Genomic DNA, 15,917 nt, shown 5'->3' with positions numbered 1-15,917 from the left:
TCTCCGAAGCGAGCCTAGCGGACGCTGAAGGGAAGAGGGTCCGCCATTCCGGTGCCGACGATCAGCACGTTAGCCGCCAGCGACAGTTCTTCAAGCGACGACGAACCCACCATGTGCCTCAGCGATTCGATATCGACCGCTCTACCCCGGAACAGGCGCTTCTGTGTCCAGCAGGCGCGCGGCCTTTAGATCGCTCCAGAGTGCGGCTGGCACGGAGGCGGTCAGCGCTGCTACGTTGCGCTCGACCTCCTGCGCATCATGCGCCCCGAGCACTACGCTCGCGACAGCGGGATGACCAAGCGCGAAATGTAGAGCGGCCGTCGGCAGCGGTACTCCATGAGCTGCGCAGATACGCTGGATTTCGACGACCTTCAAAAGGACGTGCGGTGGCGCATCCTGATAGTTGTACTTGGCGCCCTTGATGGCGCCCGTCGCCAGAATCCCCGAATTGAACACTCCGCCGAGCAGAACCGCAATGCCCTGCTTCAGCGCCAGCGGCATGAACTCCTCGAGTGCCGGCTGCTCCAGCAGCGAATAGCGTCCGGCAAGCAGCATCACGTCGAAGGACCCGGCTTGCGCAAAGCGCACGCACATTTCGGCTTCATTGACCCCGATCCCGATGCCCGCGACCACGCGTTCGGAACGAAGCTTGTCGAGCGCTACATAGGCCCCGGACATCGCCTCGCGAAAGCGGTCTTCGATCGCGTTCTGTCCGTGGGTCCACACATCGACATCATGGATCAGCAACAGGTCGATACGGTCGGTGCCAAGGCGCAAGAGCGATTGCTCGACCGAGCGCATGGTACCGTCGTACGAATAATCAACGACAGCCCGGTGCGGCTGTCCGCCTACAAATCCAGACCGAGTCTCCGGCTGGTGAAAGGGATCCATCCAGCGACCGGTCTTGGTGCAAAGCACCACATTGTTGCGTGGCACACGTCGGAGCGCCGTTCCACAGCGATGTTCCGACAGGCCATTGCCGTAGTGAGGCGATGTATCGAGCAAATTGATGCCGAGCTCGAACGCGCGGCTTGCGGCAGCAATCGCAGTCTGGTCGTCGAGCTCAAGAAAGAGGTCGCCCAGTGGCGCGGTTCCGAATCCGAGGATGGAAGCCTCAAGTCCGGTTCGGCCAAGGGTGCGACGCGGTAAAGCCGATTGCGAAGCCATGATTGATCCGCCCTTCTCCGCGGTCTCAATGACGCGCTGGTCTCGTAAGTGGTCATGCGCAGCCTATGTATTTGCCGCGACGTGTCAACGCGAAGGAAGAGCCTCCCCTGCGCAAAGCACCTCCCGTAACCAAGCGCACGAGCTTTAACCTCGGCGCCCGGGAAGATGAGCTCACGCTCGCCTCGGATTCTCGCTGCCCGCGACCGCAATCACGGCTATGATAATCAACCCGGTCATGACCAAGCGCACGCCGGGGCTCGCTCCGAAGATGTTGAGCATCGTGACCAGAAGATACATGAACAGCGCGGCGCCCCAGATGCCGGGAACATTGCCGCGGCCGCCCGCGACCGACGTTCCGCCGATCACGACAACGGCGATCGACGCCAGCAGGAAATCGTCTCCCATGTTCAGCGCAGCGCCGCCTGAAAACCCCGATTGCAAGATGCCGCAGAGACCGGCGAGCATTGCACTGAGCACGTAGGTCGCAAAGCGCGTGCGACGGACGTTGAGACCAGCGAGCCATGCGGCCCGCTCGTTCTGCCCGATCGCAGCAACCGTCCGGCCATAGATCGTGTGTTTGAGTGTCAGGCCGATGATCACCGCCAGAGCGGCTACCGCAATCGCCGCGAACGGGACGCCGAAGGCCCGGGCCGTCGCGAAGTCCGCCAGAGGTGCCGGCGGCTTGATGCGAAGGCCTCGTCCGATGGAGATCGCCGTCGATAGCACGAGAAAGCTCGAGGAGAGCGTAGCGATGATCGGTGGAATGCGAAGCAGCCGGATCAGGCCGTAATTTGCCACTCCGACCAAGAAGCTGGCGCCCATCGCGGCTGCGGTCCCGACCAGGATGAGCGCGCTCTCGGAGTCCATCAGTTTCATCGCGATAACGCCCGACAGGGTCATCGTCGCCGGAATGGACAAATCGACGTTTCCAGGTCCCGTGGTGATCACCATCATCTGGCCGAGCCCGACGATGACCGTGAACGTCGCGAAGGCGAGCGCCGAGGAGAGAATTTCGCCACCGCCGCGTCCTCCGGCGAATACGACAGCCAAGAGCCAGACCAGACCGGCCGCAAGGAAGGAGCCAACCCAAGGTTGACCGACGAGCCGGCTTAGAAGGCCTTTCATGAGCTTTTCTCCCGGCTGCCCGCGAGTGCTCGCAGCGCCAGCACGATGATAAGAACCGCGCCTTGCGCTCCAATCTGCCAGTCGGGTGAGATCCGCAGGAAGATCAGGAAGGCGCCCGCCAGCGCCAGCGTGAGGGCGCCGGCCACGGCACCAATGGGATTGATCCGGCCTCCAATGAACTCGCCACCGCCGAGAATGACGCCGGCAATCGAATACAGCGTATATCGGTCGGCGACATGGGCATCTGCCGAAGTCGTGAGGCCGAGTAGCGCCAATCCGGCCAGCAACCCAAACAAGCCGGCGAGCATGTACATGACGACTTTGGTGCCTAGCATCGACCAGCCGGCTCGGGCGAGCGCCTTTGGATTGCCCCCGGCGCCGCGCGCGACCACGCCAAAGCTTGTAGTCATGAGCGCAAGGTGAACGACGAGTCCAATCGCAACCGCCGCAAGGATCGGAAATGGGACATATGGCGTCTGCACCGTCATTATCGTCTTCAATACGGCGGGTGCCTTACCGCCCGGCGAGGGCAGCATCGTGACAGCAATTCCAAGCCAAACGAAGGAGAGCCCCAACGTCACCACAATCGAAGGCAGATTCCGCACATGGATCAGCGCACCGACTACGCCGTACGCCAGCACGCAGGCCATGAGCGCCGAGGCACCCCAAACGGGGTTGGAATTGAGCACCGTCGCGGCAATAACGCCGACCAGGCCCACGAACGGACCGATGGAGAGGTCCAGATCGTTCACGGTGATGATGAACATCTGCGCGATCGTTGCGAGAGCAATCGGAACGGCATATTGCAGCATAAGGTTCAGGCCGAAATAGCTCATAGTCCGCGGCTGCACGTAGAAGGTGGCCGCGAGCACGATTGCAAGCGTTAGGAACGGCAAGGCCGCGCGGAGCAAACGTGGGTTTTTCATGTCCCGCTCTCCGCAAAGGAGGCTCGCAGGACGCGTTGCTCGGAGAAATCGGCAGCCTCGATGGAATCGGAGATCTTTCCATTCCAGAAGACGTAGACCTTGTCACAATGCGTAAGCTCATCGAGCTCTGTCGTGTACCACAGGAAGCTGCGGCCCGAGGCGGCCTCGGCGCGGATCATGGCGTAGACTTCCAGCTTGGTGCCGATATCGACGCCGCGCATGGGGTCATCCATCAGGATGATCCTGGCGTCCGAGGCGAGCGCCCGGGCGAAAAGGACCTTCTGTTGATTCCCTCCGGACAGGGTCAGAATATTCCTGCCCATGTCGGAGGTCCGAATGCCGATGCGCTCGCGCCAGGCGTGCGCCAGCTTCGCCTCGGCAGCCACGTTGATGAAGCCGCGCTGAATGAGAGAACGCAGCGAAGCGACCGTGACGTTCTCGGCGATGGACCAAAGGTGGAACACGCCTTCACTCTGTCGGTCGCCGGCAACGAAGGCCACCGGCCGGTCGATATCGGCCTGGCCCGCGAAAATCTGCAACAGCAGCCTGGTCTGGCCATGCCCGGCAAGGCCGGCAAGCCCTACGATCTCGCCCTCGCGGACGACGAGCTCGCCGCCACCATCACGCTGCGGGCTTGCACGCACCACCACGGCAGAATCAGCTTTAGGGGATTGCCGCCGATCTCCGCTCGCCTCCACCTCCTTGAGGTCCGAGCCCATTGCGGCCATCAGCGATGAGCGATCGAAGGCAGGGGCCGGACGCGCCGCAACTTGCTTGCCGTCCTTCATCACGACGATGCGGTCGGAGGTCGCAAGCACCTCACCGAGGATGTGCGAGATCAGAATAATTGCGGTACCGCGCGCCGTTTCCTTCCGGATGTAAGACAGCAACTGGCCGGCGGCGACCGCATCAAGCGAGGAGGTCGGCTCGTCCAGGATCACCAGTCGTAGCGGCGCCCTCGTGACCGTGAAAGCGCGCGCGATCTCGACCATCTGGCGCTGGCCGATCGGCAGATGCGCGATCTCGTCGTCGGGAGCGATGCGGTGTCCGGGAAAAATCTCGTCGAGCTTCGCACAAATCAGCGCGCGTGCGCGCCCTTTCCAGCCAAAGCCCCGCAGCGATGCGTGCGTGATGCGGGCATTCTCTGCGACTGAAAGATTGGGGCAGAGCGACAGCTCCTGGAATACGCAGCGAATGCCCGCCGCTTGCGAGGCGGCGGCCGACCATTGCGCTTTTGGCTCCGCGCCTCCTACGGTCAACCTGCCGGCGTCAGGCAGCAGTGCGCCGGCCAACACATGCATCAGGGTGGATTTACCAGCGCCGTTGTGGCCGACCAGTCCCAGGCATTCGCCGACGGCGACCACGAGATCGACGCCCGCCAGCGCACGAACGGCGCCGAACGATTTTTCGACGCCGTCCAGTCTAATGGCTTCAGTGCTCAAGGATCAGATCTTACTTGCTCGCTCCGGCGACGACCTTCGCGGCGTCATCGGCTGTGTACTCGACATTGGCGACACCGCCCTTCTCCGTCGTGGCCAGCGACTTCTCAAGGTCTGCTTGGTCGATCTGAAGGAAAGGTACCGTCAAGTCCTTCGGCACTTGCTTGCCGTCGAGGATCATCTGCGCGACCCAGAACGCGAGAGTCGAGACCCCCGGCGCAATCGAAACGGACATCGTCTCGTATCCGTTCTTGTCCTTTTGTTCTTTCCACCATTGCAGTTCGTCCTGGCGATTGCCCATGACGATGAGTGGGGTCGGTCGTCCGGCCGCAGCAAACGCTTGCGCCGCCCCATAACCGTCGCCGCCTTGCGTGACGACCGCCTTGATCTCAGGAAGTGAAGGCAGAATGCCCGCGACCTCCTTCTGCGCCACTTCCTGCGCCCAGTTGCCATGCACCGATCCGACGATCTTGTACTGCGGATTGGCTTTGACACCGTCCTCGATGCCGGAGTGAATGGCATCATCCACGAACACGCCGGCAAGACCGCGAATTTCGAGCAGGTTGCCGCCCGCCGGCATCTTCTTGGTCAGGTAATCGACCTCGACGCGCCCCATCTTCTTGAAATCGACCGCGACACGCCAAGCGCATGGCTCGGTTACAATGCCATCAAACGACACCACCGTGATCCCTGCGTCACAGGCCTGCTTGATGACGCCGTTCAGCGCGTCGGGAGAGGCGGCATTCACGACGATCGCGTTGTAGCCCTGTAGAATGAGGTTCTGGATCTGGGCTGCCTGCTCGGTGACCTGGTTCTCCGAAGTCGTGTAAGCGTCGGCGGCTGCCACGATGCCGGAGGCAACGGCGGGCTTCGTCACCTTGTCCCAGCTCTTCAACATCGCCTGACGCCACGAATTGCCGGCGTAGTTGTTCGAGAGCGCGATCTTCTTGTCCTTGGTGTCGGCCACCGCGGCGCTGGCGGCGACCAGCAGACCCACAGAAACAATGCCAAAAAGTGTCTTCCTCATGCGCTGCTCCCATATTGTATCCGGCCACTCGTTCTTTATGCCGAGTGGGGCACACGCTAACATAATTTATCGAGCTGACAATCTCGACCCGCTATATCCGGCTGAGGTGAACACCTCACGGGCGAGCGTCGTTCCAGCGGCATCGCGAACTGCAGGCAGCTACCGCTGCCTTCGCGGCCGTTGCGCCGCGCGAACGAGCTCTGCCTTCCGCCGTGCCGTCTCCAAACCGAGCGCAATGAACCGACGAGCATGACGCGCCAGCTCCATGTTGTCGGTCCACAGATTGCGCCAGATGGCGGCTTTCCTGGACAAATTTTCGTCGACGATCTCGGAGGAGAACGATTCGAAACTGAGATCGTCCTTGTAGCCGATCGCCGTGAGCGCGTCGAAAACTGCTGCGAAATCGATGTTGCCGGTGCCGAGGAAGCCACGATGGCTCTCGCCGATATGGACGTAGCCGATCTTGTTCGCGGCACGGCGGATGGCGAGCCCGATATCGGCCTCCTCCAGGTTCATATGGAAGGTATCGAGATGAAGGAAGATGTTGTCAGAGCCGCTGTCCTCAATAAAGGCTAGCCCTTGTGCGCTGGTGTTGAGCAGATTGCTTTCGAAGCGATTCACGATTTCCAGATTGAGTGTGACACCGGCCGCCTTGGCTCTTTCCGCGGCCTCGGCAAGCGTCGCCGCGCTGCGATTCCACTGATCACGGGTGGACGCCGTGGTCTGCAGTCCATGAGCGGATGAGAGGATGCCGCCGAGCTTCCGGCCACCGAGATCTCGCGTCAGCGCTATGGTTCTGTTCAGGATTTCAATGCCGCGTGCGGCGATCGCGCTGTCGGCGCTGGAAATATCACCTTCAGCCGGCAGACCGATGCTGATCACCACGCCGAGGTCCAACTCAGCAATGCGCCCGGCGAGCCTGTCGATATCGACATTGGCGGGATCGAGATAGGAGAACTCGATGAGGTCAAAGCCGGCCTCCTTGGTGTTGGCCAAAGTCCGTTCGAGGTCGGTTTGCGCCGAACTGGCCGACCAGACGAAAGAGTGGATTCCAATGCGCGACATGATCATCTCCGGTGCCTGGAAATTGAGTGCAGCCGCAGCGAAGCGACCGCAGCGACGTTTAGAGCAGCTCTAGCGGGCTGCCGTCCAGTCGTTGCAGTCCTTCAGGTTCTCGGCAGTGATCAGTTTCGGGTCGAGCAGCACGACCGGCTCGCTGCTTTTGCCCGCGAGCACGTCGGCAGTCATCCGCAGCGCCGGCGGCGATAAGCGCTAATCCGGGAGCTGGACATTCCGTTATCGCTGGGCCAGCCGTGAGATGTCCGCGACGGTCACCTTGACCGTGCGGGTTTGTCCAGCACGGTCGATGGTCAGCTCCAACTCCTTGCCGATCCCCATATCATCAAGAATCGAGGTCAATTCCTCCATGCTGTGGACCGGCTTCCCGTTGGCCTCGGTTATGATGTCCCTGATTACCCCCTCCTCGCTCACACCTTCAATTCCCGCCTGCGCGGCGGGAGAACCGGGCAGAGTGCGCAAAATGATCACTCCGTCGATCCCGAGGCTTGTGGCCTCATCTTGCTTGGCAGCGACGATACCGATACCCGCCAACGGCACGTGACCATTGCGGATCAACTCGGCCGCGACGCGGTTGACGATATCTACCGGAATGGCGAATCCAATTCCGGCAGAAGCGCCGGAACCAGAAAGAATGGCGCTGTTCACCCCGATCAGCCGTCCGGCGCTGTCGAGCAACGGGCCACCGGAATTCCCCGGATTGATCGGCGCGTCAGTCTGAATCATCCCTTTGACCTCGCGCGCAGTGACCGATGGCAGCTTTCGGCCAAGCGCACTCACGATGCCGGAGGTCAAAGTCTGGTCGAGACCGTAAGGGTTGCCGATTGCGAACGTGCTTTGCCCGACCTGCAGGTCAGCCGAACGGCCAACAGCAATGGGACGCAACGCCGATCTTGGCCGCTCCAACTGAAGAACGGCGAGGTCGTAATTTGGAGCGGCACCCACAACATGCGCGCCGACAAACTCGCCCGACGTCAGCCGAACTCCGATCTGGCCCGTGCCACTGATGACGTGATTGTTGGTAATCACGTGTCCGGCGACATCCCATATGATGCCGGAGCCAGATTGCACGACGCTGTCCTGATCGTCGGAAAACATCGTTGTGCTCGGCTTTCCGCGGGCGAATACGTGCACCACGGATGGAGATACTTCCCTGAAGAGACGAATCGTCGCCTGCTCGTTTCTAGCGAGGTCGGCCCGAGGCGTGACAGTGCGAGGAGCGGAGGCAGAAAACCATAGTGCTGACAGGTAGGGCTGTAACACCCAGAGGGTGGCCAATACCAGCACCCAGGCGATGACCACGCGCAGGAAACGAATAGGCACCCGTATGCCTCCTTGCCGGCACCTCAATCACAGGAGCGCCCAATCGTTCCGAGTGGTCGTTCAGACGCCCGGGGCCGAAGCTGCACGCCCGGGGCCTCTCCCCCCCAATACTGCACCCGCTGTGCCATGCTGGAGCGCAAGCAACACACCCCCCTCAGCCTCGGTGGATATATGCGCTACTTCCGCCTTCCGGAGCGTCTTGGAAGCTGGCGAGCCACACTATGCGGGCCGATCGTCGAGGCCACGGAATTACCGTCCCTCGTTTTCGCCCGCACTCGCGACGATCGGCGTGCCCTCCGATAGGAACACTTCTTTTCTCCCCGATTTCTGCCTCTAGGAGAACTGCACATGACTTATCCCAACGACAACAGACCCGCGAACCAGTATCGACGGAACAACCGAGGAGGCTGGGTGGTTTTGGCCATCTGTGTGGTCCTCATCATTGCTGCTGGCGTCTACTACTCAGGCCGGCACAATACGACCGCGTCCAACCAATCCACTTCGCCGACAACGACAACTACCGGATCGAACACAGGAAATCCAGCAGCGCCCAAGAAATAGCGAACCTGAGCAAGCAGGTCGGTAAGCCGGTCGAGTCACCAAAAAAGCTACGCCCTGCGTCATCCGAACTGGCTGAAGAGCTGGAGTTGGCCGATGATGCTGCCGGTGTCGGCGCGAGAGGCAGAAGTGCGTTAACGGTTCCGTCCGCATCACATCAAGCTGCGGCCTCGGCTTTGCCTCGCGGTCCGTACGTCTGGGTGCGCCAAAACACTTGATCTCCATGAGGCCGCCCACTCCAACGATCGTTCGCGAGAACCGGCGTCCGATGGGGACATCGTGCGGGAGTATGGCAGCTTCGACGATCCCGAATGGTAGGGTGGATATGAATGGGAGCCCCAGGCCACTGATCACATCGAGAATGGCTTTCGCAAGAAGGTCGCGCCTGCCCCTACCCGGCCTGAGTTGGTGAAAGACGGCCTGGAGCCATGCTTTCTTTTCGGTCCAAGCGGTCACGACTATCGCGTCGAGATTAGCCCAGTCGCTGTCGCAACTATCCAGCGATTACCCCAACGCACGATAGAGTCGATTCGTCCGATGCCAGGGACCACGTCGCCCTGTGCCGCCATTCGAATCCCATCGGGCCCTTCGAGTACGGCCGTTCCGCCGCGAACCTCGAGGACTGCCCAACCCGCAATGGTCGCTGGTCTTGTTTCGGGGACCGACAGGAGCGGCCCCGCAGGCGCGAGCGAGCCAGTCACAGACACGTCCGCGTCGAGAGACGGAGAAGCCAGGCTTGAAGCTTCCGCCGATTGCGTTCCACTCGACGGTTTAGCCAGGGGTTTCTGAACAATGCCAGCGATGACTGTGGAGGGCTGACCTAAAGCAGGCGGCGTCCGCGAGGCTGATATTGCGGCCGATGCAAACTTTCGGGCGCTTTCAGCCTTACTGACTGACTTTACGTCCGGCATGCGGCGCGAACCCGTTTCCATCTGGGCAATTGGCTTGAGAGCTGAGATAGCTGCAGGACCATACCAAGCAGCAGCCCAACCCAGTCCAAAGCCCCCCGCCAAGGCTGCCAGGACGAGCCAACTAGTGGGTATCGAATGACTGCTTGGCGCCAAAAGCGCGAGGACCTCATCTCGAGTAGAGGTCGAGAAATCAAGGTGGTCGAGAGTGACGGGCCGCGTCGCGACCTCGCCGCTGCCGTGATCCGCGACGGTCACGATCCTTTCCAAGGTATTCGCATGGTGCAATTGCATGCTCGGGTCCCTTGCGGTCCCCAATGATCATGCCGGAAACTAAACCAACCCTTAACAGACGGCGCACTCGGCACGTGCAAGAGAGCAGTCGCTCGCGAAGGGCTGCCAGGGGATAAGACCGGCCCGCGTGCTGGGCAGCGACCAAAGGGCAGAAGGGGACTACCACGGCTGCGAGATCGCAGAGCGCGGGGATTGCCACCTGCAGCTTTGCCGACCAGACTTGCGGAGCGAAACCGATCCGAAAGACAAGCGAAAGCAGCGGAGTGCGACAACGGTCCAGCGTCGCCTACGAGCCGCTCCGGCGAGAAGGATTGGCACCAGGACGAGCCGTATCCCCACGGCGAGCCGTCGAATGAGAGCGCTTCGGCGGAGCCAGTTGTCGCGAGCTCGCAGAGCGTTCAGGTGATGACCGAGCTTGCCACTTCGACATGGTTGGGAAGCTCGCGGCAGATCGCGTTACCTCCACCTCATTGTCCAGTGCGCAACCGAAGCATTGGAGCAACAGTCTCACAGCCCTTTGAACAGTGCGCGATTCTTAATTTGCGTCGTGTGCGCGATTCAGGCCTGCTCTCTGGCGAAGCAGATAGTGGCACGGGGGACGCCGAGAATGATCGTACGGGTGGCTATTGTTGCGTTGTTGCTGATCCCGCTGGGGTCCGAAGCCTTCGCTTCGCGTCACTACAGGCCCGCGGGGCGCATCTCGTGCAGCGAGGTCAGATACTACGTCGCGAAATATTCGGCACAAGTGGCTGAGATGTACGCCCGTTCTCACGGCGCTACTGACGCACAGATCGATCGAGCGCGACGTTGCTTGGCCTCAAACGAGACTGCCGAAACTGAGCGAGCGCGCGCTTATACCGATTGAAGTCGTAGATCGGCTCTCCAACGGCGTGATGTGTGGCCTCCGTCAGCAGCTCGTCGCCATGACCGTTCGACTGTCCTTTGCAACCGCGAGCTGCTGGCTCGTCCTTGCATTCGGAGCCGGATCTCGTGGCACGAGCACAATGAATCCATGACGCCGCCAGATTTGAGCCGCATAGGTGCCCAGGTCTGCCCGAAGGGTCATGGCGGGCGGGGCGCAACACCGGGAGTTTTCGATGTCCGGTTATTTGCGATTGTACTTCGTCAGTTTCGTTCTTATTGAAGCTCTTTCGACCGCGCCTGCGTCGTCCAATCCTCTTGCGGATCTCTTCAATACTACTGAACCCGCACCCGCGGTGACCTCTCCTCCACAAGCGGAATGCGTGGGACGCCCCGGCAACTCGACCCCCGACGGCCAGCATTGGGTCTATCGAGTGGACGGGCATCGCAAATGCTGGTTCCTGACCGAGGGTATCGCGAAGGTGAAGAAGGCCGTTCGTCGGCGCGTGACCAAAGAGAGTATCGCCAGTTTGGACGAGAGCGGGACCGCGCGGCCCAGGCAGAACGGAATCCTTGATGCGCGCGCGGAGTTGCTGCGCTCAATGTCGGTCGCGCAGACTCATCCGGAAGTCAACGTTGCCGATGCTGGATCCGATGTCAGTGCGACCACCGCTCTGCCGTCGGCGACCATCATCGCCGAGCACAGCCCCCGGCCCACGCTCTCGGTGTCGAGCCAAGATCAAGTCGATGTTGAGCAACTTCTCGCGGCCGCGCCGGCCAACGACACACTGACTTCGTCCGGACCGCCGACTATGCCGATCGACGTGCTTATGCCCACCGCAGAGGCCCGTAACGAGGCGCCGAGCCGGACGGCAACTTGGCTGGGCGTACTACTGATGATGCTGGGAATGCTCTCCATCTTGAGTTCGAGCCGCTCGCTTCGGCACGCGGTCAGATTGCACTTCTGAGGCGCACTGCACCGGGGTGGGATCACCGTTGCGCCATGCAGGCGGCGAGACCTCGAGCCGAACAAATGTATAGCTAGGACGAGGTTGAGGCTTTGAGACCGCGATCGGCGTGCCGCAGTGTTTTCGACGCGCAGCGTCGAACGAAAATCCTGGCGGTGGGGCAACACCGTCAGAAACCTTCCACACGCCAGCGGCAGCCACTCGCAATCGCGGTTAGTGGTCGTCTCGGTCTAGCTCTCGCAACAGTCGATGAAGGAAGTCGCTGGCGTGGTTATATTGTGCGCCGCCGTCCAGGATCTGATGAGCGAGTGGTGACACTATGTTGCCAACAGCCTCAGGGCCAATCAGCTCGGTCCGCGATGACCACAACTCCAACAGCCCGTCGGGGATGTGTTCGCTCGATCCGAACAGCTTGAGGAGCCGGCCTTCAGCCACACCGTTATGATCATGGTGGGCCTTGGCCGCATAAAAAGCGAACAACCCTCGAAAGGCTTCACGGGAAACCGAAGGCCTTGCCATCGCAATGTCCCCCAGAAATTTTGCAAAGGTATTTCCGAAATCTGGAACTGAACTGAGCCTATTCTCTCGAAATCCTCACACGAAGACTCTATTTACAACATACCGGGAAAAAATGGCAATCCCTTAATCCATGTTAGAGGGGCTCACTGCCCGTGGACGTATCGCAACCGGCTTTGTTCATTTTCTATGAGCTTAACCGAACCTGCCGCTCAGGTCGCGGAGACACTTGGGCCCGAAGCCGGGCTCGCTCTCCACGCGGGCGTGCCTCTCGTGGCAGTATCACGACTTTATGCTCTGAGGGGCCCCTCGGCCTTGAGAGCTTTCCGCACCCGCTTTTGTGGTCGCCACGAGCCCTATTCCGCCAGAAATGCGAAGACGATGGACAACCACAGCGCCAGCACGAAGCCGCCGACGGCGTCGCGTCATATCCCGGAAGCTACCCAACAATCGGGACGAGATTTTAGGAAGTCGACTTCACTGGCCCTGCGGCCTTCTTACATCTTGACCGTCACTTTACGGTTTTCGCCGAGATTCGGCTGCTGGCCGGTCAACCTGGCCTTGGCAAGCTCAAATGCCACCACGGCGGAGCTCGCCGGCCCGTCCCACAATTCTGCGGTGACAGGCTCCACGCGCAACAAACATACGTCAGGATCGTCGGGGCCGCCGGGCCACCATACCTCGTCGGTCCTGCGCCACACCACCTTGGTCCTTTCGGCATCGCGCACAACCGAGGCGCGGCCGGTGATCGATAGATAGACGTTGCTGCTGGAATTGATGAAGACGAGACCGACGTCAGGCGCAGCTTCGATTTCATCCTCCTTGGGACTATGAATGTCCGTAACGAAGAAGATCACACCGGCATCGCGGTCGGGTCTCGCTTCTAGCGGTCGCGCGCGTAGCCCGCCGCCGAATTGCGTGGTCAGCATGCACACACCGACCGTTTCGATGATGTCCCAGACCCGGTCGATAGGATCTTTCTTGCTCATGACAGGAACCAAGCTGCGTGGACCCGAACCGGCTATGTGCGGTCATTCGCGGAGGCGATAGCAACGCGCGCAGGCATCTGAGAAACCGGCATCGCCGGTATCCGTTCCCGTCCTTGCAATACCGTCACGTCGCGCGACCAGCGCTCGGCGGTATTGAACGCGACGATTTGCGCTGGATGGGCTATACGGGTCTTCCAGAAGGCGGCAAAGAAGCGACGCGGGACTGTTTTGTTCGTGAGCCTCGCAGCAGGGGCGCCCGACCGCGCCTCTGAGCGGAGGCCTTACTCAAGGTTTTCCGTCCTTCCGATCGGACGAAGCACTGGCTCGGCGTTCGTATTCTTCCGCCATTGCGGTGAGCCGCTCGATCACCTCAGGATCGGTGATGGAAGCAGCCAAGCGCCTGCACCTCTGGGCCTCGGCGAGTAATCGGGTCTTCTCGTCTTCCATTGCAGTTCCCGCCCGCTTCCTTAGGGCGGGGCACGGCTCCTGCGCAGGTGCCCGTGCGTCAGCCGTCCTTCGGCGCATCCTTTTTTGTATGTCGCGGGCCAACTCTCGCCGAGGGACTCGACCCGCACCTCCCGCCGCCGCCCGCCATCGGCGACCGTCAGCTCGGTCTCGGGCTTCCACAGGTCGAGCCGCCTTCGAGCTCTACGCCGTGGCTCCGGACCGGGAGGGAATCTTCCACCGGCGCGTCCCTGACGTCCCGCTCGGCGGTAGCTACTTCTGCCCGGAGGGCGCCTGCGCATTCGAATCGTTCGGAGTCTTTTGTTTGTTGGCTTCATGATGCCCGATCGCGCATCCCGCCGCAGCGCCAAGCTTACCGTGACCGGCCATGTGGCCCGCGACACCACCGACGATGGCTCCCTTGATGCAGCCCTTTGCGTCCGCGCCGGAGGCCGAAGCCAGCGCCATTGCGGCCACGAACGCCGCCGTAAACAGCAATTTCATGTGCTTCTCCTCGCTCGTTTTCGCAAGATCAATTCGATCAGGAGGCGGTCGTTCCCGCTGCGAGCACGTTCCTGACTGCAGATTCGCAATTTGGCCATCCGGGGAAATCGGCCCCGTCAGCGAACCATCTCGCCAAGGAGCAAGTCGCTCGCCTCCGAGTTTTCCCATCTGCTGCAGCGGATCGTCCATGCCTGGAGAGGTTATGCGCGGGATCAAGGAGAGCAGACGGTCCAGGAGGTCCCGCTTCCTCCGCGATGCGATGGTCGACGTGCAAATTGCCAGCCGCGGCATTTGCAGCGGGCAGGTCCTGCTGGCGATGCGGCAGGTGCCGCGCGAAGTCTTCCTTGATCGGCGGTTCGCCGAAGCCGCGTACGAAGACAGCGCGGTACCGATCCCGAAAGGGCAGACCATTTCTCAGCCCTACATCGTCGCCAGGATGCTCGAGGCCGCTGCGATCGCCAAGTCGGACCGGATTCTGGAGATCGGCGCGGGCTCGGGTTATCTGGCGGCACTCGCCGCCAAGCTCGGGCGGGAGGTTTGCGCGATCGAGCGCCACGAGGCATTGGTGCGCCGCGCCCGATCGCGCCTTCGGCATCTCGGCTGTCTCAACGTGGATCTGCGTCATGGCGACGGGACCGCAGGATGGCCGGAAGGCGGCGAGTTCGACGTGATCCTGGTGTCGGCCGCCAGCGCACAGACGCCCGTGATCCTCAAGACTCAACTGGCTCCGTCGGGACGACTTCTCATCCCGCTCGGCGATCCTGACGGTGTGCAGTGGCTGACCAAGCTGACAAGAGAGGCGAACGGTCAATTCGTCGAGGAAAGGATCGAGGAGGTCCGCTTCGTACCTCTTGTCTCCGGCAAGGAGCTGCGGACGTCATGACGGCCAACCTCGACTTGCGAGACCTTCGAACTCAAGATGCGCTGGCCCGTGCCCGTTCACGAGCTTCCCGGCGCCGCTCGCAGCGTTCGCGCCGTCGTTTTGCCCGCTCGGCGGGCTGCCGCAGCACAGACACCAGGGCTGCGGCAGCCTCGGGCAAAGGCTCCTCGAATATCTGGTCGGTCCCAGAGCGAGCCTCCATGAATTCCAGCGCTGTCCGCCCCTTCGCGGTGATCTTCCAGCCGCCGCTTTCGCGCTCGACCAAGCCTTGCGAGAAGATGTCGAGATCCGGCATGCGGGCAGCGAGCCGCTGGGTGCGCTCCGCCCAATCGCGGCCGCTCGTCGCCAGAATCGCCATGTCGCGCTTGAGGTCGGCCATCAAGGCGAAACCAGCCGGATAACTCACCAAAATCTTCAGCACCGTCACTTGGAAGTTCACCGCGGTCCCTGCCCGGTTAGCGCCACATGGTCGGCGCGCGAGAGAGTGCGTGCTGACCGACGGAGAGCTTCGGGCGAGATTTGCCCCTTGCTAGCGGCTTCCAAGATCTTCGACGCGACGTGCGTGCGTGCCCCGATGTCGCGGTGCGAAATGCCCTCGCTGACTTCATCGAGGACCGCGCGCAAAAGCGCGGTGCGGTATCGAACATGAATTGCCCCCAGACGGGAAAACCCAAGCAGCATAGCGGCCTTTTCAGGTCTTGGGAGTCATATATGTTAAGACCGCCGCCACCACTGCGAAATCGACGTCTACTGTGAGTTGATGGATGCCCTCTATCAGGCGCGCCGGGGTGGGCTTCCTGAGAACAAGCATGCGTGGTTGCGTGGGCTGTCCAATGCGCCCTTGTAGGCAAGGAAGCCGCCTGACGATTGTGGTGGGTCCGCGCCCGCCGACGTCGCGCGAACTTGTTGTG

14 protein-coding genes are annotated in these 15,917 nt (G+C 61.5%); 2 read left to right on the top strand and 12 right to left on the bottom strand.

The features are described 5' to 3' along the window. Positions 1-141: 141 nt before the first annotated feature. From ACVW16_RS00235 to ACVW16_RS00205, 7 genes are all read right to left on the bottom strand, one after another. Positions 142-1,167, bottom strand: a complete 1,026-nt coding sequence (locus ACVW16_RS00235) for an aldo/keto reductase (RefSeq protein WP_456705447.1) — start codon at positions 1,165-1,167, stop codon at positions 142-144. 171 nt (positions 1,168-1,338) lie between these two features. Further along, positions 1,339-2,292 (bottom strand): ABC transporter permease, encoded by a 954-nt coding sequence (locus tag ACVW16_RS00230; protein WP_456763840.1) that lies wholly within the window; start codon positions 2,290-2,292, stop codon positions 1,339-1,341. Then, on the bottom strand, positions 2,289-3,218 hold the full coding sequence (locus ACVW16_RS00225; protein ID WP_456739183.1) for an ABC transporter permease: 930 nt from the start codon (positions 3,216-3,218) through the stop codon (positions 2,289-2,291). Before ACVW16_RS00225 ends, ACVW16_RS00230 begins: the two co-directional genes overlap by 4 nt. Continuing rightward, on the bottom strand, positions 3,215-4,660 hold the full coding sequence (locus tag ACVW16_RS00220; protein ID WP_456739184.1) for a sugar ABC transporter ATP-binding protein: 1,446 nt from the start codon (positions 4,658-4,660) through the stop codon (positions 3,215-3,217). The genes ACVW16_RS00225 and ACVW16_RS00220 overlap by 4 nt, the downstream gene beginning before the upstream one ends. 10 nt (positions 4,661-4,670) lie before the next feature. Next, on the bottom strand, positions 4,671-5,684 hold the full coding sequence (locus ACVW16_RS00215; protein WP_456739185.1) for a substrate-binding domain-containing protein: 1,014 nt from the start codon (positions 5,682-5,684) through the stop codon (positions 4,671-4,673). Positions 5,685-5,843: 159 nt separating this feature from the next. Beyond that, positions 5,844-6,749, bottom strand: a complete 906-nt coding sequence (locus ACVW16_RS00210) for a sugar phosphate isomerase/epimerase family protein (protein ID WP_456802167.1) — start codon at positions 6,747-6,749, stop codon at positions 5,844-5,846. A gap of 231 nt (positions 6,750-6,980) precedes the next feature. Next, positions 6,981-8,084, bottom strand: coding sequence for a S1C family serine protease (locus ACVW16_RS00205; protein ID WP_456763842.1), 1,104 nt, complete (start codon positions 8,082-8,084; stop codon positions 6,981-6,983). A gap of 2,857 nt (positions 8,085-10,941) precedes the next feature. Here ACVW16_RS00205 and ACVW16_RS00200 point away from each other — a divergent pair. Beyond that, a complete protein-coding gene (locus ACVW16_RS00200; protein WP_456763843.1) occupies positions 10,942-11,673 on the top strand; it encodes a hypothetical protein in 732 nt (243 codons plus the stop codon). A 213-nt stretch (positions 11,674-11,886) separates the two neighbouring features. Here the strand turns inward: ACVW16_RS00200 and ACVW16_RS00195 are convergent, their stop codons facing one another. The 4 genes from ACVW16_RS00195 to ACVW16_RS00180 form a co-directional block, all read right to left on the bottom strand. Continuing rightward, positions 11,887-12,192: a hypothetical protein gene (locus ACVW16_RS00195; protein WP_456705456.1), complete on the bottom strand. Its 306-nt coding sequence runs from the start codon at positions 12,190-12,192 to the stop codon at positions 11,887-11,889. Positions 12,193-12,686: 494 nt separating this feature from the next. After that, positions 12,687-13,178 carry a pyridoxamine 5'-phosphate oxidase family protein gene (locus ACVW16_RS00190; protein ID WP_456763844.1) on the bottom strand — a complete coding sequence of 164 codons (492 nt, stop codon included), beginning with the start codon at positions 13,176-13,178 and terminating at the stop codon, positions 12,687-12,689. A gap of 285 nt (positions 13,179-13,463) precedes the next feature. After that, the gene (locus ACVW16_RS00185; RefSeq protein WP_456705458.1) at positions 13,464-13,625 is read right to left on the bottom strand and encodes a hypothetical protein; all 162 of its coding nucleotides are present in this window, start codon (positions 13,623-13,625) and stop codon (positions 13,464-13,466) included. Between the two features lie 270 nt (positions 13,626-13,895). Beyond that, the gene (locus ACVW16_RS00180; RefSeq protein ID WP_456705546.1) at positions 13,896-14,126 is read right to left on the bottom strand and encodes a hypothetical protein; all 231 of its coding nucleotides are present in this window, start codon (positions 14,124-14,126) and stop codon (positions 13,896-13,898) included. 202 nt (positions 14,127-14,328) lie between these two features. Between ACVW16_RS00180 and ACVW16_RS00175 the strand changes: the two genes are divergently transcribed. Continuing rightward, positions 14,329-15,009 (top strand): protein-L-isoaspartate(D-aspartate) O-methyltransferase, encoded by a 681-nt coding sequence (locus ACVW16_RS00175; protein WP_456802166.1) that lies wholly within the window; start codon positions 14,329-14,331, stop codon positions 15,007-15,009. Between the two features lie 31 nt (positions 15,010-15,040). Here ACVW16_RS00175 and ACVW16_RS00170 read toward each other — a convergent pair whose 3' ends face one another. Next, positions 15,041-15,445, bottom strand: a complete 405-nt coding sequence (locus ACVW16_RS00170; RefSeq protein ID WP_456802165.1) for a hypothetical protein — start codon at positions 15,443-15,445, stop codon at positions 15,041-15,043. Between the last annotated feature and the right edge of the window lie 472 nt (positions 15,446-15,917).

Source organism: Bradyrhizobium sp. USDA 4474 (genome assembly GCF_054057515.1).
This window is presented reverse-complemented; position numbering and strand designations above follow the sequence as displayed.

Coding starts and splice junctions, on each gene's coding strand:
- ACVW16_RS00210 (WP_456802167.1), bottom strand. CDS start 6,749: ATGTCGCGCATTGGAATCCACTCTTTCGTCTGGTCGGCCAGTTCGGCG.
- ACVW16_RS00215 (WP_456739185.1), bottom strand. CDS start 5,684: ATGAGGAAGACACTTTTTGGCATTGTTTCTGTGGGTCTGCTGGTCGCC.
- ACVW16_RS00235 (WP_456705447.1), bottom strand. CDS start 1,167: ATGGCTTCGCAATCGGCTTTACCGCGTCGCACCCTTGGCCGAACCGGA.
- ACVW16_RS00185 (WP_456705458.1), bottom strand. CDS start 13,625: ATGGAAGACGAGAAGACCCGATTACTCGCCGAGGCCCAGAGGTGCAGG.
- ACVW16_RS00200 (WP_456763843.1), top strand. CDS start 10,942: ATGTCCGGTTATTTGCGATTGTACTTCGTCAGTTTCGTTCTTATTGAA.
- ACVW16_RS00230 (WP_456763840.1), bottom strand. CDS start 2,292: ATGAAAGGCCTTCTAAGCCGGCTCGTCGGTCAACCTTGGGTTGGCTCC.
- ACVW16_RS00180 (WP_456705546.1), bottom strand. CDS start 14,126: ATGAAATTGCTGTTTACGGCGGCGTTCGTGGCCGCAATGGCGCTGGCT.
- ACVW16_RS00190 (WP_456763844.1), bottom strand. CDS start 13,178: ATGAGCAAGAAAGATCCTATCGACCGGGTCTGGGACATCATCGAAACG.
- ACVW16_RS00195 (WP_456705456.1), bottom strand. CDS start 12,192: ATGGCAAGGCCTTCGGTTTCCCGTGAAGCCTTTCGAGGGTTGTTCGCT.
- ACVW16_RS00225 (WP_456739183.1), bottom strand. CDS start 3,218: ATGAAAAACCCACGTTTGCTCCGCGCGGCCTTGCCGTTCCTAACGCTT.
- ACVW16_RS00175 (WP_456802166.1), top strand. CDS start 14,329: ATGCGCGGGATCAAGGAGAGCAGACGGTCCAGGAGGTCCCGCTTCCTC.